At 71.3% G+C, this 24,670-nt stretch carries 25 protein-coding genes; 7 read left to right on the forward strand and 18 right to left on the reverse strand.

Annotated features, from left to right (window positions below; translation table 11 throughout):
- From modA to N8J89_RS24405, 3 genes are read left to right on the forward strand one after another with little or no spacing between them, the layout of a single operon-like run.
- Complete coding sequence (gene modA, locus N8J89_RS24395) at nucleotides 1–753, forward strand: molybdate ABC transporter substrate-binding protein (RefSeq protein ID WP_283659327.1); 753 nt, start codon at nucleotides 1–3, stop codon at nucleotides 751–753.
- The gene (gene modB, locus N8J89_RS24400; RefSeq protein ID WP_283659328.1) at nucleotides 750–1,553 is read left to right on the forward strand and encodes a molybdate ABC transporter permease subunit; all 804 of its coding nucleotides are present in this window, start codon (nucleotides 750–752) and stop codon (nucleotides 1,551–1,553) included. Before modA ends, modB begins: the two co-directional genes overlap by 4 nt.
- Nucleotides 1,550–2,581, forward strand: a complete 1,032-nt coding sequence (locus N8J89_RS24405; protein ID WP_283659329.1) for an ABC transporter ATP-binding protein — start codon at nucleotides 1,550–1,552, stop codon at nucleotides 2,579–2,581. Before modB ends, N8J89_RS24405 begins: the two co-directional genes overlap by 4 nt.
- Before the next feature lie 5 nt (nucleotides 2,582–2,586).
- Here N8J89_RS24405 and N8J89_RS24410 read toward each other — a convergent pair whose 3' ends face one another.
- Together N8J89_RS24410 and N8J89_RS24415 are read right to left on the reverse strand one after the other, a co-directional pair.
- Nucleotides 2,587–3,411, reverse strand: a complete 825-nt coding sequence (locus N8J89_RS24410) for a phosphotransferase family protein (protein WP_283659330.1) — start codon at nucleotides 3,409–3,411, stop codon at nucleotides 2,587–2,589.
- Nucleotides 3,411–3,917: an SRPBCC family protein gene (locus N8J89_RS24415; protein WP_283659331.1), complete on the reverse strand. Its 507-nt coding sequence runs from the start codon at nucleotides 3,915–3,917 to the stop codon at nucleotides 3,411–3,413. The genes N8J89_RS24410 and N8J89_RS24415 overlap by 1 nt, the downstream gene beginning before the upstream one ends.
- Nucleotides 3,918–3,982: 65 nt before the next feature.
- Between N8J89_RS24415 and N8J89_RS24420 the strand changes: the two genes are divergently transcribed.
- Nucleotides 3,983–4,618 carry a GntR family transcriptional regulator gene (locus N8J89_RS24420; protein ID WP_283666238.1) on the forward strand — a complete coding sequence of 212 codons (636 nt, stop codon included), beginning with the start codon at nucleotides 3,983–3,985 and terminating at the stop codon, nucleotides 4,616–4,618.
- Here N8J89_RS24420 and N8J89_RS24425 read toward each other — a convergent pair whose 3' ends face one another.
- Genes N8J89_RS24425 through N8J89_RS24435 form a run of 3 tightly spaced genes read right to left on the reverse strand, consistent with a single transcriptional unit; the run spans nucleotide 4,619 to nucleotide 6,733 of the window.
- Nucleotides 4,619–5,617, reverse strand: coding sequence for an alpha/beta fold hydrolase (locus N8J89_RS24425; protein ID WP_283659332.1), 999 nt, complete (start codon nucleotides 5,615–5,617; stop codon nucleotides 4,619–4,621).
- 25 nt (nucleotides 5,618–5,642) lie between these two features.
- A complete protein-coding gene (locus tag N8J89_RS24430) occupies nucleotides 5,643–6,110 on the reverse strand; it encodes a DinB family protein (protein ID WP_283659333.1) in 468 nt (155 codons plus the stop codon).
- A complete protein-coding gene (locus N8J89_RS24435) occupies nucleotides 6,107–6,733 on the reverse strand; it encodes an SAM-dependent methyltransferase (RefSeq protein WP_283659334.1) in 627 nt (208 codons plus the stop codon). The genes N8J89_RS24430 and N8J89_RS24435 overlap by 4 nt, the downstream gene beginning before the upstream one ends.
- A 76-nt stretch (nucleotides 6,734–6,809) precedes the next feature.
- On the opposite strand from N8J89_RS24435, the gene N8J89_RS24440 reads away from it, so the two are divergent.
- The gene (locus tag N8J89_RS24440) at nucleotides 6,810–7,379 is read left to right on the forward strand and encodes a helix-turn-helix domain-containing protein (protein ID WP_502868326.1); all 570 of its coding nucleotides are present in this window, start codon (nucleotides 6,810–6,812) and stop codon (nucleotides 7,377–7,379) included.
- Between the two features lie 19 nt (nucleotides 7,380–7,398).
- Here the strand turns inward: N8J89_RS24440 and N8J89_RS24445 are convergent, their stop codons facing one another.
- Both N8J89_RS24445 and N8J89_RS24450 read right to left on the reverse strand, forming a co-directional pair.
- Complete coding sequence (locus tag N8J89_RS24445) at nucleotides 7,399–7,821, reverse strand: MmcQ/YjbR family DNA-binding protein (protein ID WP_283659336.1); 423 nt, start codon at nucleotides 7,819–7,821, stop codon at nucleotides 7,399–7,401.
- A 23-nt stretch (nucleotides 7,822–7,844) separates the two neighbouring features.
- Nucleotides 7,845–8,852: a helix-turn-helix transcriptional regulator gene (locus N8J89_RS24450; RefSeq protein WP_283659337.1), complete on the reverse strand. Its 1,008-nt coding sequence runs from the start codon at nucleotides 8,850–8,852 to the stop codon at nucleotides 7,845–7,847.
- Nucleotides 8,853–8,906: 54 nt separating this feature from the next.
- On the opposite strand from N8J89_RS24450, the gene N8J89_RS24455 reads away from it, so the two are divergent.
- Nucleotides 8,907–10,043 (forward strand): epoxide hydrolase family protein, encoded by a 1,137-nt coding sequence (locus tag N8J89_RS24455; RefSeq protein WP_283659338.1) that lies wholly within the window; start codon nucleotides 8,907–8,909, stop codon nucleotides 10,041–10,043.
- A gap of 52 nt (nucleotides 10,044–10,095) precedes the next feature.
- On the opposite strand, the gene N8J89_RS24460 is transcribed toward N8J89_RS24455, so the two are convergent.
- Together N8J89_RS24460 and N8J89_RS24465 are read right to left on the reverse strand one after the other, a co-directional pair.
- Nucleotides 10,096–11,364: an APC family permease gene (locus N8J89_RS24460; protein ID WP_283659339.1), complete on the reverse strand. Its 1,269-nt coding sequence runs from the start codon at nucleotides 11,362–11,364 to the stop codon at nucleotides 10,096–10,098.
- 54 nt (nucleotides 11,365–11,418) lie between these two features.
- A complete protein-coding gene (locus N8J89_RS24465) occupies nucleotides 11,419–12,009 on the reverse strand; it encodes a carboxymuconolactone decarboxylase family protein (RefSeq protein ID WP_283659340.1) in 591 nt (196 codons plus the stop codon).
- A 71-nt stretch (nucleotides 12,010–12,080) separates the two neighbouring features.
- Between N8J89_RS24465 and N8J89_RS24470 the strand changes: the two genes are divergently transcribed.
- Complete coding sequence (locus tag N8J89_RS24470) at nucleotides 12,081–12,458, forward strand: winged helix-turn-helix transcriptional regulator (protein ID WP_283659341.1); 378 nt, start codon at nucleotides 12,081–12,083, stop codon at nucleotides 12,456–12,458.
- On the opposite strand, the gene N8J89_RS24475 is transcribed toward N8J89_RS24470, so the two are convergent.
- Genes N8J89_RS24475 through N8J89_RS24515 form a run of 9 tightly spaced genes read right to left on the reverse strand, consistent with a single transcriptional unit; the run spans nucleotide 12,409 to nucleotide 24,522 of the window.
- Entirely contained in the window at nucleotides 12,409–13,161 is a 753-nt protein-coding gene (locus N8J89_RS24475; RefSeq protein WP_283659342.1) for a hypothetical protein, read from the reverse strand. The genes N8J89_RS24470 and N8J89_RS24475 overlap by 50 nt on opposite strands.
- A 17-nt stretch (nucleotides 13,162–13,178) precedes the next feature.
- The gene (locus tag N8J89_RS24480; RefSeq protein WP_283659343.1) at nucleotides 13,179–16,031 is read right to left on the reverse strand and encodes a discoidin domain-containing protein; all 2,853 of its coding nucleotides are present in this window, start codon (nucleotides 16,029–16,031) and stop codon (nucleotides 13,179–13,181) included.
- The gene (locus N8J89_RS24485) at nucleotides 16,031–17,041 is read right to left on the reverse strand and encodes a glycoside hydrolase family 43 protein (RefSeq protein ID WP_283659344.1); all 1,011 of its coding nucleotides are present in this window, start codon (nucleotides 17,039–17,041) and stop codon (nucleotides 16,031–16,033) included. The genes N8J89_RS24480 and N8J89_RS24485 overlap by 1 nt, the downstream gene beginning before the upstream one ends.
- Nucleotides 17,042–17,050: 9 nt before the next feature.
- Nucleotides 17,051–18,904 carry a glycoside hydrolase family 127 protein gene (locus tag N8J89_RS24490; protein WP_283659345.1) on the reverse strand — a complete coding sequence of 618 codons (1,854 nt, stop codon included), beginning with the start codon at nucleotides 18,902–18,904 and terminating at the stop codon, nucleotides 17,051–17,053.
- Nucleotides 18,905–18,940: 36 nt separating this feature from the next.
- A complete protein-coding gene (locus N8J89_RS24495; protein WP_283659346.1) occupies nucleotides 18,941–19,765 on the reverse strand; it encodes a hypothetical protein in 825 nt (274 codons plus the stop codon).
- Between the two features lie 17 nt (nucleotides 19,766–19,782).
- Nucleotides 19,783–20,580: a carbohydrate ABC transporter permease gene (locus tag N8J89_RS24500; RefSeq protein ID WP_283659347.1), complete on the reverse strand. Its 798-nt coding sequence runs from the start codon at nucleotides 20,578–20,580 to the stop codon at nucleotides 19,783–19,785.
- A complete protein-coding gene (locus N8J89_RS24505; RefSeq protein WP_283659348.1) occupies nucleotides 20,577–21,428 on the reverse strand; it encodes a carbohydrate ABC transporter permease in 852 nt (283 codons plus the stop codon). Before N8J89_RS24505 ends, N8J89_RS24500 begins: the two co-directional genes overlap by 4 nt.
- A 1-nt stretch (nucleotide 21,429) precedes the next feature.
- Nucleotides 21,430–22,665 carry an ABC transporter substrate-binding protein gene (locus tag N8J89_RS24510; RefSeq protein WP_283666239.1) on the reverse strand — a complete coding sequence of 412 codons (1,236 nt, stop codon included), beginning with the start codon at nucleotides 22,663–22,665 and terminating at the stop codon, nucleotides 21,430–21,432.
- Nucleotides 22,666–22,701: 36 nt separating this feature from the next.
- Complete coding sequence (locus N8J89_RS24515) at nucleotides 22,702–24,522, reverse strand: glycoside hydrolase family 127 protein (protein WP_283659349.1); 1,821 nt, start codon at nucleotides 24,520–24,522, stop codon at nucleotides 22,702–22,704.
- Between the last annotated feature and the right edge of the window lie 148 nt (nucleotides 24,523–24,670).

Consider the following 24,670-nt stretch of genomic DNA (forward strand, 5'->3'; position numbering starts at 1 on the left):
GTGCGCAGACTGACCGCACTGCTCGCGGTGCTGGCGCTGGCCGGTTGTGGCACCGCGCAGCCGGGCTCCTCCCCCACCGGCGGCACGCTCACCGTGTTCGCCGCCGCCTCGCTGACCGAGTCCTTCACCAAGCTGGGCAAGGACTTCCAGGCCGCCAACCCCGGCACCACGGTCAAGTTCAACTTCGCGGGCAGCTCGGCGCTGGCCCAGCAGCTCAACCAGGGCGCGCCCGCCGACGTGTTCGCCGCGGCCGCCCCGGCGAACATGAAGCAGGTGACCGACACCGGCACGGTCACCGCCGCGCCGGTGACCTTCGCCAGGAACACGCTGCAGATCGCGGTGCCGCAAGGGAATCCGGCCAAGGTCGGCGGGCTGGCCGACTTCGGCCGGGGTGAGCTGAAGATCGCGTTGTGCGCCGAGCAGGTGCCCTGTGGCGCGGCCGCGAAGAAGGTGTTCGAGGCGGCCGGGATCACCGCGCGGCCGGACACCCTGGAACAGGACGTCAAGGCGGTGCTGACCAAGGTCTCCCTCGGCGAGGTGGACGCCGCGCTGGTCTACCGCACCGACGTCAGGGCCGCGGGCGGCAAGGTCGAGGGCAGGGACTTCGCCGAGGCCGCCCAGGCGGTCAACGACTACCCGATCGCGCCACTGGCCAAGGCCCCCAACACCCTGGCCGCCAAGGCTTTCGTCGACTACGTCCGCTCGGAGAAGGGCCGCGCGGTGCTCACCGAAGCCGGCTTCGCGGCCCCGTGAGCAGGACGCGCAGGGCACGGGGCCGGCGGCCGCTCATCCTGGTGCTGCCCGCGGTGATCGGGCTGGTGTTCCTGCTGGTGCCGCTGGCCGGGCTGCTGGTCACCGCGCCCTGGACCACCCTGCCCGGCAGGCTGTTCAGCCCCGAGGTCGGCCAGGCGCTGCGACTGTCGGTGGTCTGCGCGAGCCTGGCCACGGTGCTGTGCCTGCTCTTCGGCATCCCGCTGGCCTGGCTGCTGGCCCGCGGCGAGGTGCCCGGCCGGGGCTTCCTGCGCGCGCTGGTCACGGTGCCGCTGGTGCTGCCGCCGGTGGTCGGCGGGGTGGCGCTGCTGCTGGTGCTGGGCAGGCGCGGGCTGCTCGGGCAGTACCTGGACCAGTGGTTCGGCATCTCGCTGCCGTTCACCACCGCGGGCGTGGTGCTGGCCGAGGCGTTCGTGGCGATGCCGTTCCTGGTGATCTCGGTGGAGGGCGCGTTGCGCGCGGCCGACCCCCGGTTCGAGGAAGCCGCCGCCACCCTGGGCGCCTCCCGCTGGCTCACCTTCCGCCGGGTCACCCTGCCCTCGATCATGCCGGGCGTGGTCGCGGGCACCGTGCTGTGCTGGGCGCGGGCCCTCGGCGAGTTCGGCGCCACCATCACCTTCGCCGGCAACTTCCCCGGCGAGACCACCACCATGCCGCTGGCGGTCTACCTGGCGCTGGAAAGCGATCCGGACGCCGCCATCGTGCTCAGCGTGGTGCTGCTGCTGGTGTCGGTCGGCGTGCTGGCGGGCTTGCGCGACCGCTGGATCAGTGGCGCCTCATGACCCTGCGCGCCAACCTGCGGGTCACCCGCGAGACCTTCGCCCTGGACCTGGACCTGACCATCGAGCCCGGCGAGGTGGTCGCCCTGCTCGGCCCCAACGGCGCGGGCAAGACCACCGCGCTGCGCGCACTGGCCGGACTCCTGGCCTCGGACAGCACAATCCGGCTCGGTGAGTCCACTTGGGACGGTCTGCCCACCGAGCTGCGGCCGATCGGCGTGGTCTTCCAGGACCACCTGCTCTTCGCCACCATGACCGCACTGGACAACGTCGCCTTCGGCCTGCGCGCCCGCGGCCTGCGCAAGTCCGAGGCCAACACCAGGGCCGCACACTGGCTGGCCAAGGTCGGCCTCACCGGCCACGCCGCGGCCAAACCCCGCACCCTCTCCGGCGGCCAGGCCCAGCGGGTCGCCCTGGCCCGCGCCCTGGCCACCGACCCGGATCTGCTGCTGCTCGACGAACCCCTGGCCGCCCTGGACGCGAGCACCCGCCTCCGGGTCCGCGCCGAGCTGGGACGGCACCTGCGCGACTACCCCGGCCACACCCTGCTGGTCACCCACGACCCGCTGGACGCGATGGTGCTGGCCGACCGGCTGGTCATCCTGGAACACGGCCGCGTGGTACAGCAGGGCAGCCCGCGCGCGGTGGTCCGCCAGCCCCGCACCGACTACGTCGCCCACCTGGTCGGCCTCAACTTCTACCGCGGCACCGCCCACGACACCGAGATCCACCTCGACGAGGGCGGCACGCTCACCGTCGCCGAACCGGCCACCGGCCCGGTGCACGTGGTGTTCCCACCCAGCGCGGTGAGCCTGTACCCGGCCAAACCCGTTGGCAGCCCACGAAACACCTGGCAGGCCACGGTCGCCGGGATCGAACAGCACGCGCACACCACCAGGATCGAGCTGGACGGCACCCCCGCCGTGCTGGCCGACATCACCACCGCCACCGTCGCCGACCTGCGCCTGCACCCCGGCGACACCCTGTGGGCCTCGGTGAAGGCAACCGAGATCCACACCTATCCCCGCTGACCGGCTCAGCGGTACCCCGAGAGCCCGTCCGCCAGCTCCTCCTCATCCCCATCCCGCAGCCCCGCCAACGCCTGCTGCAAGGCGAAAGTGCCACCGATGACCCTGGCCCGGTCGAGCAACGCCTCGTCCGGAGGAAGGTGTGCCACCACGGCACGAGCCATCTCCTCTCCATAGCTGGCCCGGATCGCGGCCAGGTCCTCCGCCTGGTCGCCCAGCCCGGCCTCGTCCCAGTCCACCACGCCGGACAGTCGCGGCAGGCCGTCCCGTTCGTACCACAGCACGTTCTCGCCGCCGAGGTCGCCGTGCACCAGCCCGGTGACCCAGTGCGGCAGCTCCCCGACCGCGACCAGCTCCGCCTCGGCCCTGGCCCGGCCGGACCCGGACATCAGCGGGAACAACTCGGCCCGGACACCCTCCGCGAACTCCGGCCAGCTGCCCGTCGACGGGAATCCAGTCTTCACCCCGGCCAGCTCCCGCAGCAGCGCGCCAAAACCGGCGGCCACCGCCTCGAACACCGGTGGCGCGGTCAGCCGGTGCGCCGCCAGCGGGTCGCCGGGCACCCGGCTGAGCACCAGGCAGGCCGGGTCACCGTCCACTTCGGACAGAGGAACGGGGGTGGCGAAGCCGAGACCCATGCCCGCCACCGATCGCAGCCGGGCCGCGCGGGCGGGCAGCCGGGACGCGGCCGGGGCGGTGCGGGCGAAGCACACCACCCGGTCCGCGCCGAGGACCACCTCGTGGAACTGGCCCTGGTGCACCACCAACCCGTCGAGGTCCGCCCCGGGCAGCTCCCGGCGCAGCACCTCGCGGTGACGAGCGGAGATCGGCATCAGGCGGCTCGCCTGCGGACCACGCGCTCCAGGATGCCGAGGGTGGCCTTGAGCGCGGACTCGGGCACCACCGGGAAGACCAGGCGCTGCTTCCACTCCGGGGCGAGCTCTGACCAGTCGTAGTAGGAGGTGACCAGGGTGCCGTCCTCGGCGGGGGCCAGGCGGTAGCCGTAGATGTGCCGGACGTGCGGGCGGACCCCGGCTTCGACGGTCCAGGCGATCTCCCGCTCCGGGACGAGCTTGGTGATGATCACCTCCACCTGGTACTTGCCGAGGGGGCGGTCGCCGAGGGCTTCCCGGTCCATGTGCACCCGGAACCGGTCGCCTGCCCGGGTGACCGGTTCGCCCTCGGCGTCCATGAGCATGCCCGAGGCGTCGATGTCCACATGCCCCAACGGATCGGTCAGCACCGCGAAGATCGCGCCGGCGGGGGCGGGGATGAGCCGGGACACCTCGATCCGTTCCGCGCTCTCGGCGGGTCGGGTGGCGGGGTCGTTGGTGGTCATGAGGTCGACGATAGCAGAAATAATCGATGATTTGCTGGATCGTCTATGGTGGCCGCATGACGCTGATGCTCTCCGAGCAGGTCTACGCGCACCTGCGGGAAGCGATCATGCGCGGGGACCACGCCCCCGGCACCGCGCTCAAACCGCACGAGCTGGCCAAGGAGCACGGGGTGAGCCTGGCCGTGGTGCGTGAGGCGCTGGTGCGGGTGGTCGGCGAGGGCCTTGCCGACCGGCTGCCCAACCGCGGCTTCGCCGTGCCCGCCTTCTCCGACCGCCGCTGGCAGGAGATCGCCGAGGCCCGCCGGACCGTGGAACCGGTGGTGCTGCGCCTGTCCATCGAGCGCGGCGACCTCGATTGGGAGGCCCGGGTGCGCGCCGCCCACCACCGCCTGGCCCGCACCCCGCCGTTCGAGCCCGCCGAGGGCGAGCACTACACCCGCGCCTGGGCGCAGGCGCACCGGGACTTCCACCGCGCGCTGCTGGAGGGCTGCGGCAACCCCGTGCTGCTGGAGACCTTCGACCGGATGTGGACCGCGAGCGAGCTGGCCCGCCGCTGGTCGGCGCTGCGCACCCCCGACCGGGACCACCTCGGCGAGCACCGCCGCCTGGAGGAGGCCGCGCTGGCCCGCGATGCCGACGCCGCGGCCGAGGCCCTGGCCCAGCACCTCACCCTGACCGCGGCCGGACTGGCCGAGGACTGATCACCCCTTGAGGAAGCGCAGCAGCTCCTCGGTGACGAACCCTGGGTTTTCCTCGACAAGCCAGTGTCCGGCCTTGGGCACGTCGACCGCGCGCACGATGTCGGTCAGCCGGGGGGCCACCGTCGCCTTGATCGCCTCCGCCTGTCCCTGCGCGGCCATGACCAGGGCCGGGACCCGCACCGGCGCGGTCGCCACGGTGTCCCGGACATCCTTGTCCAGGGCGCGGTAGAGCTCGAAGCCACCGGAGAGGGCATCGGGCCGGGAGTAGGTCCGCGCGTACTCGCTGATCTCCTCCTCGCTGAACGGGGACCGGTCCGAGGTGCCGCCGAAAGCCGTGCCACCAAAGGAAACCTGGGGGTAGAACAGCTTCAGGTACTCGCGGACGTCGTTGCCCACCACCGCCTCGGGCACCCGCCGCTGGGAGTGGAAGGCGATGTGCCAGCTCAGCGAGCGGTAGGTGGCCCCGTCGATGCCGGGGCCGGGCAGCGGCAGGTCGAGGTAGCCCAGCCGCGCGGTGTCGGCCGGGAACTGGGCGGCGTACTGGAAGGCCACCGCGGCGCCGAGGTCGTGCCCGACCACGCGGGCGTCCCGCAGGCCGAGCCGGTCGGCGATCAGGGTGTGCACGTAGCGGGCCAGGGTGGCCTTGTCGTAGCCGGTCGGCTTGCCGGTGCTGTCGCCGAGCCCCGGCAGGTCGACGGCGTAGACGGTGTGGTGCTCGGCCAGCGCGGGCATGATCGGCCACCAGCCGAACCAGGTCTGCGGCCAGCCGTGCAGCAGCACCACCGGTGTGCCGCGGCCGCCGGTCACGTAGTGCATGCGGACCCCGTCGACCTCGGTGAACTCGTGCCGGAAGGCGCCGGTGAACTTGGGATCGCCCTGGGTGGCCGCGGCGTGCGCGGGCACCTCGGGGGCGGCGGGTGCGGCACAGGCCGCGCCGGTGAGCAGGAGGGTCAGCGCAAAAGCCGTTGCCGCGCGGGCGAACCTTGATGTGGAGATCATGTTATCTGTCCTATGTAGACGGTGGTCAGCGCCCGGTGGCGCCGTCGATGAGCTCGCGCAGGATGTCGGCGTGGCCAGCGTGGCGGCCGGTCTCCTCGATCAGGTGGGTCAGCGCCCAGCGAGCGCTGGCGCGGCCGCCGGGAACGGGTGCGCCGAGGTCGGCGCAGCGGTCGAGCACCTCGTTCGCGCGCTCGACGGTCTCCCGGTAGCGGGCGAGCACCTCGGCGACGCTGTCCTCCGGCGCGGCGTGGAAGGTGGCCTGCCAGTCGGCGACCTTCGCGCCGAGGAAGGTGGCCCGCTCGACCTGGGTGAGGTGGTTGAGCAGGCCGAGCAGGTTGGTGCCCGAGGGCACCCCGGCGGTCCGCACCTGCGGCTCGGGCGCGCCGTGCACCTTCGCCGCGATCGAGTCGCGGAGGTAGTCCAGGAACCCGCGCAGGGTCTCGGCTTCGCTGCCGCCGGTGCGCGGCGGTGGCTGATCGCGGCGGCGGGTCATCCGGCCCGCCGGAGCAGCAGCACGTGGTCGGTGACCTCGGCGGTGCGCCCGCCCGGCCCGGTGGCGATCCGGCGCGGCGACTCGGCCCGCGCCACCGCCCACTCCGCCGGATCGAGGTCGAGCTCGGCCGCGACCTCCGGTGGCGAGGGGAAATGCGCGTCCGGGTCCTGGTCCCAGGACCACGGCGCGGTGGAGCCGTGGTCCACGACGAGTAGCCGCCCGCCAGGGTGCAGCGCGTGCGCGGCGGTGCGCAGCACGCTCGCCCGGTCCAGGTCGAACGGGGTGTGCAGGTAGTGCGCGGAGATCAGGTCGAACCGGCCACTCGGGAAGGATTCGCGCAGGTCGTGGCTCTGGGCGGTGAGCCGCTCGCCGAGGCCGAGGGACTGGGCGCGGTCGGCGAGCCGCTGGGTCGCCACAGCCGAGATGTCGACCGCGGTGACCTGCCAGCCCCGGCGGGCCAGCCACAGCGAGTCGCCGCCGCTGCCGCAGCCCAGGTCCAGCGCGGCACCGGGCGGCAGGTCCGAGGTCAGGTCGACGAGCGTGCTGTTCGGCCGCGGATCGGCGGCCGTCGGACGGGCGGCGTAGAGGTCGTTCCAGAAGGCGACCGGATCAGTGGTGTTCATGCGGCCAAGTCTCAACAGGCCCTGGTTCGACTGGCACGGAATCTTGCCGTTCTGGCAACCTGTTCCCGTGGACGACATGGACGAGGTGCTTGAGGCGGTCGGACCGCGACTGCGGGCGCTGCGCAACGCCCGCGGCATCACCCTGGCCGACCTGGCGGTGACCACCGGCATCTCGGAGAGCACCCTGTCCAGGCTGGAAAGTGGACAGCGCAAGGCGACGCTGGAACTGCTGCTGCCGCTGGCGCGCACCTACGACGTGCCGCTGGACGACCTGGTCGGCGCACCGCGCACCGGCGACCCCCGCATCCACCTCAAGCCGATCCACCGGTTCGGCCTGACCTTCGTGCCGCTGTCCCGGCGGCCGGGCGGGGTGCAGTCGTTCAAGATGCTCATCCCGGCCCGGCGGGAACCGGTCGAACCGACCCCGCAGACCCATCCCGGCTTCGAGTGGCTGTACGTGCTCAACGGCCAGCTCCGCCTGCTGGTCGGCGACCGCGACCTGGTGCTGCCGCCCGGTCAGGCCGCCGAGTTCGACACCTCCGTGCCGCACTGGCTGGGCAGCGCCGACGGGGAGGCGGTGGAGCTGCTGGTGCTGTTCGACCCGCAGGGGGTGCGCGCGCACGTGCGGCCCAGCGCGGAGCGGTAGTTCGCGCGGGCTCGGCTGGTCACTGTGCCGCGCGGCCGCGGAGCCAGGCGGCGGCCCTGGTCGGCGAGGCGCGGGACAGCCAGGCGTCCTGCACGACCTCGGTCAGCTCCCGCAGGGTGAGCTCGCCGATCCGGCTGGCCCGCAACAACACCGACGGGTGACCGTTGAAGTGCGGCGTGGTGAAGAACGGTGACCCTTGGTCTTGGACCAGGGCCTGCTTGTCGTGTTCGGAGGGCACCCAGAACACGATCACGTCCGGGTAGCGTTCACCGGTTTCCGGATCGACGGCATCGGGACGGGGGTTGCGGAAGAACACGAACGACTTCCGGCCGACCTGGTAGACCGGGTTGTCCGCGGTGCCCATCACCACCGTGACGTGGGGCATCCCCAGCGCCAGCTCGTGCACGTCCCGCACCCGCGCCCGGCGCGACCTTGCCGACATGACCACAGGGTACGTCCGCGGGCCTACTCCACGGCGCGGGCGTAGCGGCGGCCCAGGGTGCGGAGGTGCTCGACCAGCTCGGGTGGCTCGGTGACGTGGAAGTCCAGGCCCAGCATGCCGGTGTAGACCGCGATCATCTCCAGGCTGTCCGCGCCGGTGACCAGCACCGAGGTGGTCTCGTCCACCGCCTCGACCACGCCGACGGCCGGGTTGATCCGGGCCAGCACGTCCTCGGCGGGGGCGCGCACGGTGATCCGGGCGTGCACCTGCCACCCGGCGGTGGCCACATCGCGCAGCACGAAGCTCGCGTAGTCGCCGCCGGGGAACTCCACCGGGGTGAAGCGGCGGCCGGTGGCCATCCGCAGGGTGATCCAGTCCGCCCGGTAGGTGTGCCAGGCGCCGGTCTCGGGGCCGCGCGCGACCAGGTACCAGTGCCGTTCCCAGCTCACCAGGCGGTAGGGCTCGACCAGCACCGGCCAGTCGCCGAAGGGCGCGGAGGCGTCGTTGCGGCGCGGGGTGTCGTCCTCGCGGGCCGGGGCGGTGTAGTCGAAGCGGAGCAGTTCGGCGTCCCGGACCGCCGCGGCGATGGTGGAGAGCACCGCGGCGTCCACCACCGGGGCGACCACGTTGGTGCCGGTGTTGTCCGGGCCTTCGGAGACCGCCTGGTGCAGCGCGCTCACCTGACGCCGCAACCGGTGCGGCAGCACCTGTTCGAGCTTGCCCAGCGCGCGGGCGGCGCTCTCCTCGATGCCGGTGACGCCTCGGCCGGCCCGCAGACCGATCGCGACGGCCACCGCCTCCTCGTCGTCGAGCAGCAGCGGCGGCAGCTTGGCCCCGGCGCCCAGCCGGTAGAACCCGGCGGGCCCGCGCTCGGCCTCGACCGGGTAGCCCAGGGTGCGCAGCCGCTCGATGTCGTTGCGGATGGTGCGGCCGCTGACTGCCAGCCGTTCGGCCAGCTGGGCGCCGGTCCACTGCGGCCGGGACTGCATCAGCGCGAGCAGGGCGAGCAGCCTCGACGAGGTGTCCAACATGAACTTCAGATTATAGGAACCGAACGTGCCTAATGGGTACCTAGAGTCTGCGTCATGACGAACTCCACGAACGCCACCGAGATCCGCCCCTTCCGCATCGACATCGCCCAGGCCGAGCTGGACGACCTCAACGAGCGCCTGGCCCGCACCCGGCTGCCGCAGCCCGCGCCCACCGACGACTGGGAGTACGGCACCCCGAACAGCTACCTGCGCGAGACCGTCGAGCACTGGCGGACCGAGTTCGACTGGCGCGCGCAGGAAGCCCGGATGAACGAGTTCCCGCACCACCTCACCGAGATCGACGGCCAGACCGTGCACTTCATCCACGTGCCGTCCAAGGAAGCGAACGCGACCCCGCTGTTGCTGCTGCACACCTACCCGGGCTCCTTCGCCGACTTCCTCGACCTGATCGGCCCGCTCACCGACCCGGTCGCGCACGGCGGCGAGGCCGCGGACGCCTTCTCGGTGGTGGTGCCCTCGATCCCCGGCACCGGTTTCAGCATGCCGCTGACCGGCCGCGGCTGGACCATGCGCAAGGTCGCGGAGACCTTCGACGCGCTGATGCGCCGCCTGGGCTACGACTCCTACGGCGTGCACGGCAGCGACAGCGGCGCGATGATCTCCCGCGAGCTCGGCCTGTTGCAGCCGGAAGGCTTCCTCGGCCTGCACGTGCAGCAGCTGTTCTCCTTCCCCTCCGGCGATCCGGCGGAGTTCGAGAAGCTGGAGCCGAAGGACTACGCCGCGCTGGAGCACCTCCAGTGGTTCCAGTCCGTGGGCGGCTACAACCAGATGAACGCCACCCGCCCGCAGACCATCGGCGCGGCCATCGCCGACTCGCCGGTCGGGCAGCTGGCCTACAGCGAGCTGTTCAACAACTTCGGCAACGGCACCAGCCTGGTCAGCACCGAGCAGATCCTGACCCAGGTGTCGCTGTACTGGTTCACCAACACCCAGGCCACCGCGAGCCGCTACTACTTCGAGGAGGCCAAAGCGGCGCGGGAGCCGGAGGTCAACCCCTCCCGCACCGGGGTCGCGGTCTTCGCCGACGACTTCACCACGATCCGCACCTTCGCCGAGCGGGACAACTCCAACATCGTGCACTGGTCGGAGTTCCCCGAGGGCGGGCACTTCGCGGCGATGGAGCGCCCCGAGGTCCTGGCCGGCGATCTGCGGGCGTTCTTCCGCTCCTGAAACCCAGGCCCATCGGCCACCTGCCGGGTGACGGCGGGTGGCCGATGAGGTGTCACCCGGTCCGGCGTCGCGTCCGCAGTGCCACACCGGCCGCGAGGACCAGGCCGACGGCCAGTACCAGCATGCCGCGCAGCCACACCCCGGCCTCGACCTGTGCGGCCAGCAGTACACAGGACACCGCGCCCAGGACCGGGAACACCGAGGCGATGCGGAAGTGGTCGTGCTCGACCTCGTCGCGCCGGAGCACCAGCACGGCGATGTTCACCGCGAAGAACACCACCAGCAGCAACAGCACCAGCGTCGAGGCCAGCGAGGCCACGTCACCGGTGAGCGCGAGCCCCAGCGACGTCACCGTGGTCGCCACGATGGCCACCCACGGCGTCCGCCGCCGCGGCAGCACCCGGGCCAGCACCGCGGGCAGCAGACCGTCCCTGGCCATGCCGTAGGCCAGCCGCGAGGACATGATCCCGGTCAGCAGCGCCCCGTTGGCCACCGCCGCCAGGGCGATGAGCCCGAACAGCCACATCGGCACGCCACCGGCCAGCCGGACCACCTCCAGCAGCGGGCCGCTGGAGGCGCTCAGCACCTCGGGCGGCACCACCGCGGCCGCGATCGAACCGACCGCCACGTACACCACGCCGGCGAAGGCCAGCGCCCCGAACAGGGCACGCGGGTAGGCCCGGTGCGGGTCCCTGGTCTCCTCCGCGACGTTGACCGAGGTCTCGAACCCGACGAAGGAGTAGTAGGCGAGCACGGCTCCGGCCAGCACCGCCGACAGCGGCCCGTGCTCAGCCGTGCCGAACTGCACCAGCCGCCCCGGGTCCGCCTCTCCCCTGGCGATCAGCACGATCCCGAGCACGATGACGAGCAGCAGCCCACCGACCTCCACCACGGTGGCGGCCATGTTGGCGCGCAGGGAGTCCTTGATGCCACGGGCGTTGAGCAGGCCCAGCGCGGCCAGGAAGACCCCCGCCACCAGCACGGTGGGCAGCGTGACGAACTGGCTCAGGTACTCCCCGGCGAAGCCGAGCGCGAGGGCCGCCACCGACACCACCCCGGCGGCGAGCATGCAGAAGCCGACCAGGAACGCGGCGAACGGCCCGAACGCGCGCTGCGCGTAGTGCGCCGCGCCACCGGCACGCGGGTACTTCGTGGCCAGCTCCACATAGGACCCCGCCGTCAGCATCGCCAGGCACCAGGCGAGCAGCAGCGGCGCCCACACGGCACCACCGGACTGCCCGGCCACCTTGCCCACCAGCACGTAGACCCCGGCGCCGAGGATGTCCCCCAGGATGAACAGGAACAGCAGCGGGGTCGTCACGGACCGTTTCAGCGAGAGCGCCATACCGCGCAGAGTTCTCCCCCGTCATCCCAGCTAAACAAGGTCCTGCCGCTGGTCCGCCGGGGGAAAGCGCGCGGCCCACTGCTCGAGCTCGACGCCCGCGACGTTGATGACGCTGGAGATGGTGCGGTACCAGCCCGCGGTGATCACCAGCTCGAGGATCTGGTCCGCCGTGAATTGCGCGGCCAGCTCGGTGAACAGCTCCTCGGACATCCCGCTGGTGGCGTGCACTTCGTCGGCCAGGCGGAAGACCAGCGCCTCGGGCCGCGACCACACCGGGTCGTCGGCGTTGCCGTGCACGGTCGAGAAGAGCTGCGCGTCGGTCAGGCCGAGGGGTCTGCCGAAGACGACGGCGTGGACTCCCCATTCGTACTCGGCCCCGCAGAGCGCGCAGGTCCGATGGATCACCACCTCACGCAGCCGGGGCTCGACCCGGCCGTGGCCGAGGATGCCCGCGCCCAGCGGCAGCATTCGGGAGAACAGTTCGTCATGCACGCCGAACGTGCGGAACAGCGCCAGCGGCTCAAGCGCCGTGTTCGGCGGCATCCACTTGTCGAGCATCGCCTTGATGTGCGGCGCGTAGGGAGGTTCGAGGGGCGGGATACGGGGAGCGGTGGTGGCCATGGGCTACCCTCCTGCTTCGGTAAACGAAGCGCAACCTATCGCTTCGGAAACAGAAGCGCAAGGAGGACCCGGTGCCCGACATCCCTCGCCCGGGACGGCCGGTCCGCGGCTCCGGCACGGGCAAGCCGATCATGGCCCTGCTCGACCTGCTCGGCCGCCGCTGGGCACTGCGCGTCATCTGGGAGCTGCGCGAGGACCCGCTGAGCTTCCGCGACCTCCAGGCGCGCTGCGACGGGATGTCCTCCTCCGTCCTCAACCAGCGCCTCGCCGAGTTGCGCGCCGCCTGGATCGTCGAGCAGGACGACAACGGCTACCGGCTCACCACGGAAGGAACGGAACTGCTCCTCGCCTTCCCCGCCTTCCAAGCCTGGGCTGACCGCTGGGCCGAGCGGGAAGGGGTCAGCCGAGCAGGCGCGCCGCCGGGTGGCGGTCCAGGCCGTGCAGGGTGAGCGCGAGGCGCACGGCACGGCGGACCAGACCGGGCACCGCCGCCGCGGGCCCGCCGGCGAGGAAGAGCGGGCGGCTGAAGTCCGACAGGTCGGGCCGCTCGTCCAGCACCGGCTCCGGAGCGGGTATCAGCTCCACGTCGATCCGGGTCAGTGACGTGCCCACCAGACCACCGCCCGACCAGAGCAGCGCGGCCACCCGGTCACCGATGCCGTCCGGGTCCCCGGGCAGCACGCGCACCAGTTCCGGCGCGGCGGTGTCGTCGCGCCGGATGCGGTCCAGCAGGGTGGTGACGATGTTGTTGCCGAGCAGCGCGGGATGCCGCTCCCCCAGCTCGCGAACGACCCGCGCGCAGAACTCCCGCAGCGCCACGTGCAGCGCCGTGCGGCCGACTTCGGCGCTGCCGCCGGTGAACCAGGAACGCAGCACCACGTCGTCGCGCCGGAAGACGAACTCGACGAGCCGTTCCACCTCGTACGCCTCGGCGTAGGAATGCCCCTGTGCCACCGCCAGGTAGAGCCCCCTGGCCACGGCGAGGACCGGCACGAGCGCCGGTCCGACCCGGAGGTCCTGCCCGCCCACGGCGAAGTCGACCTCGCCGAGGAAGCAGTCCGACCCGAGCACCCACTCATCCGCCGTGGCGAGGTTGACGTGCCGCTGGTACGACTCGTAGGACTCGTCGAGCCGGTAGTCCAGCAGCAGCACGTCAACCTCGCCTCAAGTCAGCGGCCGGTGGTCGGGAGTGTAGACAGGCCGTACACCTTGAGCTCGGTTAAACCGGTGTGGAAGCCGGCCGCGTGGGTCAGCCGCACCCGCAGGCGGTCGGTGCTGACCGGGGTGAACCGCACCTGGTTGTAGTTGGCCCTCGGCGTCTCCGGTGTCCTCGTCTGCCCGGAGACATCGGCCCAGGCTTGGCCGGTCCAGTACTGCACGGTGTAGGCGGCGGGGGCCCGGTACCGGTTGCCCGCCCGGTCGTCCCGGAAGTACAGGCGCGCCTCCTGGACCGTCTGGGACCGGCCGAAGTCGAGCTGGTACCAGTCCGTGCCGTTGGGTGAGCCGGAGCTGCCCCAGATCGGCGCGTTGATCGGGAACCCGTCCACCGCACCGCCGACCGAGGTGTCCGCGGCGGTGTGCGAGGCCGAGGCTGTGGCGCCCTGGGCCAGGTTGGGCCGCGCGGAGGTCAGGTCCACGCCTGCCTTGGCGAACACGTCGACCATCCGCGCGCTGTTCTGCACCACCTCCTGTGCGGCCTGCAAACCGGTGATGGCCGTGCTGTGCGTGAGGTTTCCGCCCGCGGGGAGCGTCACCGCGCCGGTCGCCGGGTCGTAGACCGCGCGGGTGAGCCGGTCCACGGTGAAGGCGCGGGTTCCGTTGAGGTAGACCGAATACCCCTGCGGCACCCCGGGGTAGCGGGTGATGCCGTCGGCCGGGTCGTCCCAGACGATGCTCAGGTCCATGTTGCGGTACCGCAGGTTGTTCACCGCGAAGTGCGACCAGCCGATGCCGATCGGCCACAGCTCGACCTTGGCGTCGGTGCGCGGGCGCAGGCCGGCCACCTCCTCCACCACGGTCCAGTTGCTGCTGCCCAGGATGTTGTGGTGGATCCAGGAGCGGTAGTCGATCCGCTGGGCGCCCGCGTTCCAGTTGGCCCAGAACTCGTTCGCGTCCGGCCACTGCGTGTTGCCACCGACGTACTGCGCCCAGGCGTTCCAGTGCAACAGCTTCTTGTAGTCCTCGGCGGTCATCCACTGGTTCGGGTAGTGGCGCAGCACCGAGGCGTAGAGCCGGAACTGCACGGTGGAGTTGATGGTGGAGAAGTTGTTCGAGCCGGGGTGCCCGGCGGCCGCGGCCTCGGCCTTGTCCTTCTGGTTGGCGGTGTAGAACGGGAACACCGGGTACTCGGCCGGGCTGGCGAACAGCCGCAGCGCCTGCTTGTACTGCTCGGTGCCGGGCATCATGCCGACCGAGAACGGGTAGTAGTTGTTGATCTCCTTCCACGGCACGTGGGTGTTGGTGGGCACGTGCTTGTGCTCGAGCAGCTGGCGGTCGGGGTTCCACAGCGTGTTGAGCACGCCGGTGCGGATGCGGTCGGCGAGGGCCTGCATCTCGGCGGCCTTGGCGGTGTTGCCGATGAGCGCGTAGGCCCGTTGTGCGGCAACGGCTCCGCTCCACACGTAGGCGGTCTCGGCGCGGTCGAGGCGGCCCGGCCGCCAGTCGAAGGACACCGCGTCGGCGTCGTTGCCGGTGAGCGCGCCCCAGTCGTACTCGATCACGCCGTTGTTGTTGGTGTCGTAGAAGGACAGCTGACCCTTGGCATCGCCCTCGGCGTAGCGGGCCAGCAGCCCGGCGATCGCCGGTTGCCCGCCGTGCAGCTGGTAGCTGCGCCAGGCCGCCTCGGAGATGTACTGGGTGTAGGAGTTGGACCAGTTCTCCGGGTCACCGGGGTTGTCCATGAACCGGCCGCCGCGCGAGGTCTGCCCGGCCGAGAGCCACGGACCGTAGGAGTAGACCGGGTCGCGCAGGTACTTGAGGTCGTCGATGTGCATCGGCTGGGTCAGCGCGATCGCGTTGTTGTACCCCGTGACGCCCTCGATGGAGACCGGGAACTGGTAGTCCTGGCCGGGGATGTCGACGTCGAGGTGGTTGAACCGCATCAGCCACCAGCGGTAGTAGACGCTCTTCTTGATCGCCGCGTCCGGCACGTCGATGTACGGGATGTTGTCGGCCCACCAACGGTTGTACGCACGCACGTGCGTGGCGAAGGCCGTCGCTGGCGAGTGTCCCCGGTATGCCTGGTACTCGGTGCGGGACTCCGGGATCTCGGTGGTGGGGAACCCCATGACGACCTTGGTGGTCACCGTCTGGCCCGCGCCGACGGTCATCGACCTGCTGAGGCCGCCGGTGCCGGCGGCGAACCCGTCGCCGGAGAGGCGTGGCTGGATGGTGGTCAGGTTGTTCTTCACCGCCCTGCTGCCGGTCAGCTCGTCCCCGGCGACCGTGGTCGCGTACGGCGAGGTGGCGTTCAGCCGCAGGGTTGCCGGCGCGCCGCTCGTGTTGACGATGGCCAGGTTGGTCACCGCCACGTTGTTGTGGGTGATGAACTTGGTCAGCTCCAGCCGGATCGCGCCGCTGGTGAAGACGGCCTTGTAGTGACTGGGTTTCTGCAGCCTGCTGCCCACCTGCTCGGTGAAGGCGCCAGGGGACACCGCGATCGAGTAGGCGTGCTGGCCGCTGAGGTCGTCCCAGTAGGCGGCCTTGCCGCCGAAGCCGATGACCGCGGGGTCGTGGGTGTACATGAACAACCCGCGGCCGCGGGTCATCAGCAGCGTGCCCGCCGGGTCGTTGCCGGGGCGGGCGAGCAGGCGGTCCAGCCAGAAGTCGGTGCCGGAGCTCTCCGCGTCGTAGATCGCCCGCATGGTGCTGCCGGTGTGGTACCCGACCGGCGGTGCGGGGATCGGGGGTCCGGAAAAGGTCGGGTAGCCAATGGTTTGCGCCGCGTGCGCGGGCTGCGCGGTGGTGGGCGCGGTCAGCGTCGCGGCGAGCAGCACGGCGGCGAGTGCGCGGTGGGTGCGCATCATCCCTCCCGCGAGAGGTGCGGGCCTGCCGGGTTCGGCGGCGGGCCGGTGGTGGTCTGCTGGACCCGCCGCATGGTGCCGTCGGCGTTGAAGTGCACCAGGTCCACCGCGACCGAGCGCCGGAAGTTGCCGCCACCGGGTGCGTTGGCGTTGTGGTAGACCATGTACCACTGGCCCTTGAACTGCACCACGCCGGCGTGGTTGGTGGTCGAGGAGACCTGGCCGAGCACCACCCCGCGGTGGGTCCACGGTCCCATCGGGCTGGTGGCGGTGGCGTAGCGCTGGCAGGCGTAGCTCGTCGAGCTGACGCAGCCGTTGGTGTCGTTGGCCGCGTAGACCATGTGGTAGAGACCGTTGCGCTTGAACAGGAACGGCGCTTCCCAGAAGTTCGTCAGCCCCTGCGGGGTGACCACCGGGCCGTCCAGCTCGACCATGTTCGGCTTGAGCTTGGCCGCCCTGGGCGCCCAGTAGCTGCCCCAGTAGAGGTATGCCTGGCCGTCGTCGTCGGTGAAGACGGTGGGGTCGATGTTGAGGCTGGCGGAGTTGGGGGTGCTGTCACTGACCAGCGGGCCGCCCTTGGCGTCGGTGAACGGCCCCAGCGGGCTGTCCGCGACCGCGACGCCGATGTTCATCCAGCCGGGACCGTTGCCGTTGACCGAGGTGTACCAGTAGTACTTGCCGTTGCGGGGCTCCACCTCGCTGGCCCAGGCGTCCGCGCCTGCCCAGCGGAAGGTGCCGATGTTGGCGCGTGCGCCCCGGTCGGTCCAGGTGGCCGCGTCCGTGGAGGACAGCACACGCCACTCCCGCATCTGGAAGTTGGTCTGGCCGGGCGTGGCCTCGTCCCGGCCGGCGTAGATGTAGAGGGTGTTGCCGACGACCAGTGGTGCGGGGTCGGCGGTGTAGACGGAGGTGATGATCGGGTTCGCGGCGTGCGCGGCCGGTGTCGCCACGGTGCTGACGGCGACGGTGACCACGGCGCCGAGGATCAGCCCTCGGCGGGTGGCTCGCATGGGTCCTCCTCAACGACCGGTGGTGCCTTCGGTGACCTGCCAGTAGACGGTGTAGCGCTGCCCGTGCAGCTGGTAGAACGGCATCAGCGTCACCGGGCCGGTGCTGGCCGTCGCGGAGTACCGCAGCGGGCCGGCAGCGGGCCGGATCGTGGCCGGCTGGAGCGCGGGCATCGAGGTCAGGTTCGTGCTGCCGTAGGCGCCGGCCAGCACGATCGGGCCGTGCTTGACCGCCTGCACCGCGCTGTTGTCCATTGTGGACTCGCGGTGCAGCACCATCGGCAGGCTGATGTCCACCACGTCGCCACTGGCCCAGGTGCGGTTGATCCGCGCGTAGGAGCCGGGGGTGACCGGGGTGTGCGGTGCGCCGTTGACCAGGATCCGCGCGCCCGCCGCCCAGGCCGGCACGCGCACCCGCAGGTCGATCGGCCCGGAGCCGGTGATGGTCAGCCTGCTGCCGGGTGTCTCCGGGAAGGAGGTGTCCTGCCGCACCGTGATGCCGCGTCCCGGCCAGCGCAGGGTGGCGGCGATGAACAGGTTGACCCACAACGTGGTGCCGGCGTGGGCGTAGATCCGCCCGGAGTGCCCGCTGTTGGTCTCCATCCCGGTGCCGTGGCAGCAGGTGAAGTTGTGGTAGTCGTTGCTGTAGGTGCGGATGCCGCCGGGCCGCAGCGGGGTGAAGTAGCTGTGGTGGCCGTGGCTGGAGCCGGGGTCCTGTGCGCCCAGCAGGTGGTTGTACAGCGTCTTCTCGTAGAAGTCGAAGTACCGCGCCTCGCCGGGCCTGGTGCGGAACAGCTGGGTGGCGAGTTTGAGCATGTTGTAGGAGTTGCAGGACTCGCAGGTGCTGTCGGAGAGTTCGGCGGCGATCCGGCCGGGCGCCTTGAAGTACTCGCCGTTGGAGTTGCCGCCGATGGCGTAGCTGTGCGCGCCGACCACGATGTCGAAGAAGTTGCTCGCGATGTCGCGGTACCGGGTGCTGCCGGTGGCGTGGTACTCGCGGATCGCGCCGATCGCCTTGGGGATCTGGGTGTTGGCGTGGTAGCCGTCGAGCGCGTCGCGGTTGGCCGCCAACGGGTCGAAGATCTCGGCGTGGTCGAAGTACTGGGCGCTGGTCAGGTGCGCCTGCGTCCCGGTGAGCTGGTAGAGGTTGGCCAGCACCTCGTTCATGCCGCCGAACTCGGTGCGCAGCATGGCCTGCCGTTGCGCGTAGCCGAGTCTGCCGTTGCGCCAGCCGACCCAGGCCGCCATCCGGGTGAGCACGGTGAGCGCCTGCGCGTTGCCCGCCAGCACGTGCATGTCCAGCAGACCGGCCATGATCTTGTGCAGGGTGTAGTAGGGGGCCCAGACCTGTTGCCGGGCCTCGACCCGGTCGATGAAGCTCTCCGGGAACGCGGCCAGGTAACCGGTGTTGAAGCCCGCGGTCCTGGCCCGGTCCTGGCAGATCGCCAGCTGTGCCACCAGGTACTCGCCTTTTGCCTTGAACGCGGTGTCGCCGGTGCTGGCGTAGGCCTGGGCGAGTGCGGTGAGCAGGTGGCCGGTGGAGTGGCCGCGCAGTTCCGTTGCCGGGGACTCCCAGCCGCCGCAGGGGGTGGCCGGGCTGGGCAGGCCGACGTTGAGCCGGAAGGTGTGCAGCAGCCGGTCGGGGTCGAGGAACTTCAGGTAGGCGTGCGTGCGGATCGTGTTGGTCTGGAACGGGCCGGGCAGCAGGGACACCGCGCCGAGCGGGAACAGCTCGGCCGAGACACCGATGTCGGGACGGGCCGCGGCCGGTACGGGTGCGGCCGACGCGGAGGTGGGCAGGGCCGCGGCCGCGGCGGCCAGGACGCCCGCGCGCAGCACCGCGCGCCGGGAGGGCGGGGGGATCATGCGCAGCACCTTTCTGTGCAGGGGAGGCAACGCGGGTCAGTGGCCGTAGCGGTTCTTCAGGTGCCGCCACCAGTCGCGCAGCATCCAGCGGTCGAACTCGGTGATCACCGCGGAGCTGCCGGCCTTCATGATGAAGCCGCCGACCCCGCTGGGTGTCCAGTCGTAGAAGTCGTCCAGGCCGAAGGTGTGGCCGATCTCGTGCAGCAGGATGGTCACGTCGGCGGCGTTGAGCGAGTTCATGAAGTACTCGCTGCCCATCCGCTGGCCCCAGTCACCGCCTGCTCCCCCGCCCATCCCTGCGGTGAGCCACAGCGACTGGTCGTAGTGCCGCGCCACGCCACCGGGGCAGCGCGGGTAGCTGCCGTTGCGGTTGAAGAAGCGCCCGCAGCCCTCCGCGCACTGCGGCGCGCCCTCGCGGATGTCGTTGACGTAGATGTCGACGGAGTTGTCGTTCCACTTCAGCTGGTTGCGGTCACGCACCGCCCAGCCCACCACCTTGACCGGCACACTGGCGTAGGGCCAGTTGTTGTGGCCCGCCATGGCATCCATCCACTTCTTGTACTGCCGGGCCAGCTGCGCGTGCACGGCATCGCGCTGTGCCGCGGTCACCGGCGCCGGGGAGTCCCAGCGCACGCAGAAGTTCAGGTAGCCGCGGTTGGCGAAGATCTGGTCCCAGCCGTAGTTGCGGAAGCCGTAGAGGTTCGGGTAAGTGCTTTCCTGGTGCTGCCACACCTGGTTCAGCGGGGTGACCAGGTGCGCGGGCGGCGACCACGAGTCCGCAGCCGTGGCCGGGGTCGTCCCGGTCAGCACCAGCACCGCCGCGAAGACAGCGGCCGTGAAACCCTTCCAGAGCCGGATCATCTTTCCTCCTTCGGTTGTCAGCCCTTCACCGCGCCGGAGGCGAACCCCCGCACGTAGCTGCGCTGCAGGACGGCGAAGAGCAACAGGCAGGGCACCGCCATGACCACCACGCCCGCTTCCAGTGCGGCGTAGTCGATCGAGCCGTGGCTCGCGGTGCGCATGTTGACCACGGCGAGCGTGGCGGTGAACTTTTCGGTCGAGTTGAGCAGGATCAGCGGCGCGAAGAACTCGCTCCACGAGGACAGGAAGGCGAACAGGCCCACCGTGAGCAGGCCAGGCCGGACCACCGGCAGCATGATCCGCACCAGCGTGCCGAAACTGGAGCAGCCGTCCACCCGCGCGGACTCCTCCAGCTCGACCGGGACGGCGGCGAAGCTGTTGCGCATCATGAAGGTGGCGAACGGCAGCTGGAACACCACCAGCACCACGCTCAGCCCGATCAGCGAGTCCTGCAGCCCGAACCAGCCCAGCAGCACGTACAGCGCGATCAGGATGGTGGCGTAGGGCACCATGAGGATGGCCAGGGTAAGCAGGAACAGCAGGTCGCGGCCGGGAAAGCGGAACCGGCCGAAGGCGTACCCGCCCAGGGTGGAGACCAGCAGCGTGCCGCCGACGGTCAGCGCGCTCACCAGCACGCTGTTGAGGATGTGCCGGGGACTGATCCCGCTGGCCGAGGTGAACAGCCGCTGGTAGTTCTCGGTGCCGAACCCGGTCTCGGTGTGCACCGACGCCCAGCCGCTCCACAGCAGCGGGAGCAGGAACAGGATCGCCAGGCTCGCGCCCGTGAGGTGGAAGCCCCAGCTCGACCGTCTCATGTGGACCTCCGGCGCAGCACGCGCAGCTGCACCGCGCTCACCACCAGCAGCACGGCCAGCAGCACCACCGAGATCGCGGCGGCCGAGCCGAGGTCCAGCCGCACGAAGGCCTCCCGGTAGATCACCATCACCAGCGAGGTGGTGCTGTTGTCCGGCCCTCCCCTGGTGAGGATGAAGAACTGGTCGAAGGCGAGCAGGGAACCGGTGGTCATCATGGTGAGCACCAGCGCGATCGTCGGGCGCATGAGCGGGATGGTGATCCGCCGGAACAGCTGCCAGCCGGAGGCGCCGTCGATGCGCGCGGCCTCGTAGACCTCCACCGGGATGGCCTGCAACCCGGTGAGCAGGATGAGCATGTTGAAGCCCGCGAACCGCCACAGCACCAGCAGCACCGCCGATCCCAGCGCGGAACCGGGGCTGCCACTGGTCAAGGAGACGTCCCCGGCCACCAGGCCGAGCCGGGCCAGCGGGCCGATCTCGTTGCTCAGCAGGCCGAGGAACAGCAGCGAGGCGCTGGCGAAGCCGAGCACCGTGGGCAGGAAGAACGCGGTCCGGTAGAACCCCACGCCCGGCCTGCGGTGCTGCACCAGCAGGGCGAGCCCGAAAGCCACCGCGAACAGCAGCACCGTGATGATCACCGTGTACTTCAGGGTGAACCAGGCCGCGGTGCCGAGCAGCTCGTCGTCGGCCAGCGCGGTGTAGTTGGTCGGCGCGTTGAACACCGGCTTGCCCAGCAACGGCCACCGGTGCAACGACATCCAGCCGAGCAGTCCCAACGGCACCAGGAAGAACACCCCGACCAGGACCGCGGTCGGCGTGGCGTAGAGAACGCCGGCCAGCCGGGACATCTCAACCCTGCCGCAGCGACTTGGTGATGGCCGAGTTCCCTTCGGCCAGCGACCGCGCGGCGTCGCCGAACAGCGCCCCGCGCACGGTGCGCAGCCACGGGCTCTGCGGATCGTTGAAGGAGGCGTTGAAGTTGCGGGCATACGGCGTCCGGCCCTTGGCCACCAGGCCGTTCACGGTCACCAGCCGGGGATCCGCCGCCGAGTACCTGTTCACCGCGAGGTCGGTGCGGGCGGGCACGCCCTTGCCCTTGGCGATGACCTCCACCTGCGCCTGCTCCGACATCGTCCAGGCCAGGAAGTCCCAGGCGCGCTCGGCTTTCCGGCTGGTCGCGCCGATGCCGATGGCGTCGCCGCCGACGAAGGTGGACTCCCCGCCTGCCAGGCCGGGGATCGGCGCCACGCCGAGCTTGGTGCCCTTGCTCTCGATCGGGTCCAGCCACACCGACGGTCCCGGCGCGATGCCGACCTTGCCACTCTGCAGGGCGCCGAGCCAGGTCGGTCCGGCCTCGTCCTTGGACGCGGGCGCGGCCACGCCCTGCTCGTAGAGCCCGCGGTAGAGGGCGAACACCTCGGCCATCTCGGGTGAGTCCACCTTGGCGGTGCGGCCCTCAGCGTCCAGCACCTCACCGCCGGCGGCCCACACCGACGGCCACAGCGTGAACTCCACGCAGCCACCGCAGTTCCCGCCGAGGTAGGTGCCGTGCACCTCGCCGCCGAGCCGGTCGACGCGTTGCGCGTGCTCGGCGAACTCGCGCAGGGTGCGCGGCGGGCGCTCGGGGTCCAGGCCCGCCTTGGCGTACAGGTCCTTGTTATAGAGCAGCACCGACACGTCGATCGTGTGCGGCAGGGCGTAGTTGCGGCCCTCAGAAGTGCCCGCCCGGACGTGTGCGGGCGCGATCGAGTCCTTGTGCGGCAGGGCGGCGAACCGGTCGGTGATGTCGGCCCACAGGCCCTGTGCGCTGTACTGCGGCGCGAACACCACATCCGCGGCGAACAGGTCCGGCAAAGCCCGCGCGCCCGCGGCTGAGGCGAGCTTGGCCGGGTACTCCTCGTTGGGGTAGGCGGTGACCTGGACCTGGTCGCGGTGGGCGGCGTTGTATGCCTCGGCATAGGCCTTGGTCACCGACTCGGTCGCCGCCCTGGTCCACAGGGTGAGCATCACCCCGCCACCCGCGGCCTCCGTCCCGTCGGCACCGCAGGCCGCGGTGGCCAGCACCAGCGCGAGCGCCGCCAGCATCGCTTTCACGGTCTCTCCTTTGAGACGTGGCGCGGATCAGGCCGTGGGCAGCCAGACCCGCATGGTGGCCGGGCCCCGGCGGGCCCAGCGGTGGTAGGGAACCAGCCGCAGCGCGGCCGTCGGGCCGGGGAGCCCAGCTCGGTCGCCGTAGGGCCAGGAACGGTCGTCCAGCAGGTCGGAGCGGGCGCGCACCACCGCGCCGTCGCCATCGGCCACCGGGGCGGACCCGGTGTCGACCCGCAGCGCGTCGAGATCGAGCTCGCCCAGCGACTCGGCGCACAGCACCAGCGGGCCGCGTTCGACCGCGACGCAGCCGCGCACCGCGTCGATGCGCGGATCCGGCCAGGTGAACCGGGGCCGCATCGGCAGCTCCAGCCGGAGCTGCTCCCCCACCGCGAAGTCCCGGTGCACCACGACCTCACCCGGCTCAACCGGGCGGTGCTCCTCGCCCACCACGAGCGCCGCCCCGCTCGCCCATTCCGGCACCCGCAACGAGATCGACCAGGGACCACCACCGGTCCGCGTCACCCGCACGGTCACGGTGCCCTGCTCGGGGTAGGCGGTGCGCACCTCCAGCCCGGCCTGGCGTCCGTCGGCCAGCCGCGTGGAGATCTCGCAGTCGGTGTACTGGTGCAGGCGCAGCCCGGTCGAGTCCGCGGTGCCGACGTAGGCAGCCAGGCTGGCCAGCAGCCGCGCCAGGTTGGGCAGGCAGCAGGACACCTCGAACCACGGCGCCCGCGATCCGCCGCCGACGCCCAGCCGCTCGCCGTCGCCGGCCCCTGACCGGGCGGCCGCGCGCTGGTGCAAGGTGTTGGTGTAGGAGAAGCTCCGGCCGTCGTCGCCGATCGCGGCCGCGACCAGGTTGTGCAGCAGGCGTTCCACCACCTCGGCGTAGCGGCCCTCGCCGGTGGCCAGCAGCAGCCGCCAGGCCAGCATGATCGCGGCCACCCCGGCGCAGGTCTCCGCGTAGGCCCGGTCCGCGGGCAGCTCGAAGTCCTCACCGAAGGACTCGTCCTGGTGCCGCGAGCCCATCCCGCCGGTGAGGTGGGTGCGCCGGGCCCAGGCGCGGTCGAACTGGGTGATCACCGCGCCCAGCAGGTCCTCGTCGCCGGTCTCCACCGCGACGTCCACCGCGCCGCAGGCCAGGTACAGCGCGCGCACCGCGTGCCCGCGCAGCGTGCTCGCCTCGCGCACCGGCAGGTCGTCGCTGAAGTAGGACCAGCCGAACTCGTGCGCGGGCAGGCTGCGGAAGCCGCGCCGGCCCAGGAACAGCGCGGCCTGGTCGAGGTAGCGCTGCTCCCCGGTCACCCTGGCCAGTTCCACCAGCGCGGTCTCGATCTCCGGATGCCCGCACACCCCGGGCAGGCCGCCCTGGCCGAAGGTCGCGCAGACGTGGTCGGCGGCGCGGCGCGCGATCTCCAGCAGCGGCCCGGCGCCGCTGGTGCGGGTGCGCGCCACCGCAGCCTGCACCAGGTGGCCGGTGCAGTACAGCTCGTGGCCCCAGGCGAGATCGCTGTACCGGGGCGGCTGCCCGGGCCTGCCGAAGGCGGTGTGCGCGTAGCCGTCCGGGGACTGCGCCGCGCCGATCATCCCGGTCAGCGCGTCGATCCGGCTGTCCAGGTCGGGAGCGGCGGTGCGGCCGTGTTCCCAGGACATCGCCTCGACGATCTTGTAGACCTCGGAGTCGGCGAACTCCCGCCCGCGCCGCCGCGGTGAACCCGCGCCCGCGGCCACGGTGGTGAAGTTGCCGGTCCAGCCGAGCTTGTCCATCCAGGCCAGCGCGTGCTCCAGCGTCACCGCGCCGTTGACCTGTTGGCGCTGCGCCCAGAACCCACCGGTGAGGCGCACCTCGTCCATCCCAAGTGGACGGAGCGCGCCCCGGGACGGGACTACCGGCCCGACGCTGGTCTGGGTGTTGCCTCGCATGGCCACATCACGCACCATGGACGCCGAAAACGATTTCGACAATGGACCATTCGAGGCAGTGCCATCGAATTCGCAGTCG

Origin of the sequence: Crossiella sp. CA-258035 (assembly GCF_030064675.1) — a bacterium.
GTDB lineage: Bacteria > Actinomycetota > Actinomycetes > Mycobacteriales > Pseudonocardiaceae > Crossiella.

What these genes read in the sequence shown, in the direction of transcription:
- N8J89_RS24405 (WP_283659329.1), top strand. Translation starts at nt 1,550, where the DNA reads ATGACCCTGCGCGCCAACCTGCGGGTCACCCGCGAGACCTTCGCCCTG.
- N8J89_RS24410 (WP_283659330.1), bottom strand. Translation starts at nt 3,411, where the DNA reads ATGCCGATCTCCGCTCGTCACCGCGAGGTGCTGCGCCGGGAGCTGCCC.
- N8J89_RS24415 (WP_283659331.1), bottom strand. Translation starts at nt 3,917, where the DNA reads ATGACCACCAACGACCCCGCCACCCGACCCGCCGAGAGCGCGGAACGG.
- N8J89_RS24420 (WP_283666238.1), top strand. Translation starts at nt 3,983, where the DNA reads ATGCTCTCCGAGCAGGTCTACGCGCACCTGCGGGAAGCGATCATGCGC.
- N8J89_RS24425 (WP_283659332.1), bottom strand. Translation starts at nt 5,617, where the DNA reads ATGATCTCCACATCAAGGTTCGCCCGCGCGGCAACGGCTTTTGCGCTG.
- N8J89_RS24430 (WP_283659333.1), bottom strand. Translation starts at nt 6,110, where the DNA reads ATGACCCGCCGCCGCGATCAGCCACCGCCGCGCACCGGCGGCAGCGAA.
- N8J89_RS24435 (WP_283659334.1), bottom strand. Translation starts at nt 6,733, where the DNA reads ATGAACACCACTGATCCGGTCGCCTTCTGGAACGACCTCTACGCCGCC.
- N8J89_RS24440 (WP_502868326.1), top strand. Translation starts at nt 6,810, where the DNA reads ATGGACGAGGTGCTTGAGGCGGTCGGACCGCGACTGCGGGCGCTGCGC.
- N8J89_RS24445 (WP_283659336.1), bottom strand. Translation starts at nt 7,821, where the DNA reads ATGTCGGCAAGGTCGCGCCGGGCGCGGGTGCGGGACGTGCACGAGCTG.
- N8J89_RS24450 (WP_283659337.1), bottom strand. Translation starts at nt 8,852, where the DNA reads ATGTTGGACACCTCGTCGAGGCTGCTCGCCCTGCTCGCGCTGATGCAG.
- N8J89_RS24455 (WP_283659338.1), top strand. Translation starts at nt 8,907, where the DNA reads ATGACGAACTCCACGAACGCCACCGAGATCCGCCCCTTCCGCATCGAC.
- N8J89_RS24465 (WP_283659340.1), bottom strand. Translation starts at nt 12,009, where the DNA reads ATGGCCACCACCGCTCCCCGTATCCCGCCCCTCGAACCTCCCTACGCG.
- N8J89_RS24480 (WP_283659343.1), bottom strand. Translation starts at nt 16,031, where the DNA reads ATGCGCACCCACCGCGCACTCGCCGCCGTGCTGCTCGCCGCGACGCTG.
- N8J89_RS24485 (WP_283659344.1), bottom strand. Translation starts at nt 17,041, where the DNA reads ATGCGAGCCACCCGCCGAGGGCTGATCCTCGGCGCCGTGGTCACCGTC.
- N8J89_RS24490 (WP_283659345.1), bottom strand. Translation starts at nt 18,904, where the DNA reads ATGATCCCCCCGCCCTCCCGGCGCGCGGTGCTGCGCGCGGGCGTCCTG.
- N8J89_RS24495 (WP_283659346.1), bottom strand. Translation starts at nt 19,765, where the DNA reads ATGATCCGGCTCTGGAAGGGTTTCACGGCCGCTGTCTTCGCGGCGGTG.
- N8J89_RS24500 (WP_283659347.1), bottom strand. Translation starts at nt 20,580, where the DNA reads ATGAGACGGTCGAGCTGGGGCTTCCACCTCACGGGCGCGAGCCTGGCG.
- N8J89_RS24505 (WP_283659348.1), bottom strand. Translation starts at nt 21,428, where the DNA reads ATGTCCCGGCTGGCCGGCGTTCTCTACGCCACGCCGACCGCGGTCCTG.
- N8J89_RS24510 (WP_283666239.1), bottom strand. Translation starts at nt 22,665, where the DNA reads ATGCTGGCGGCGCTCGCGCTGGTGCTGGCCACCGCGGCCTGCGGTGCC.
- N8J89_RS24515 (WP_283659349.1), bottom strand. Translation starts at nt 24,522, where the DNA reads ATGGACGAGGTGCGCCTCACCGGTGGGTTCTGGGCGCAGCGCCAACAG.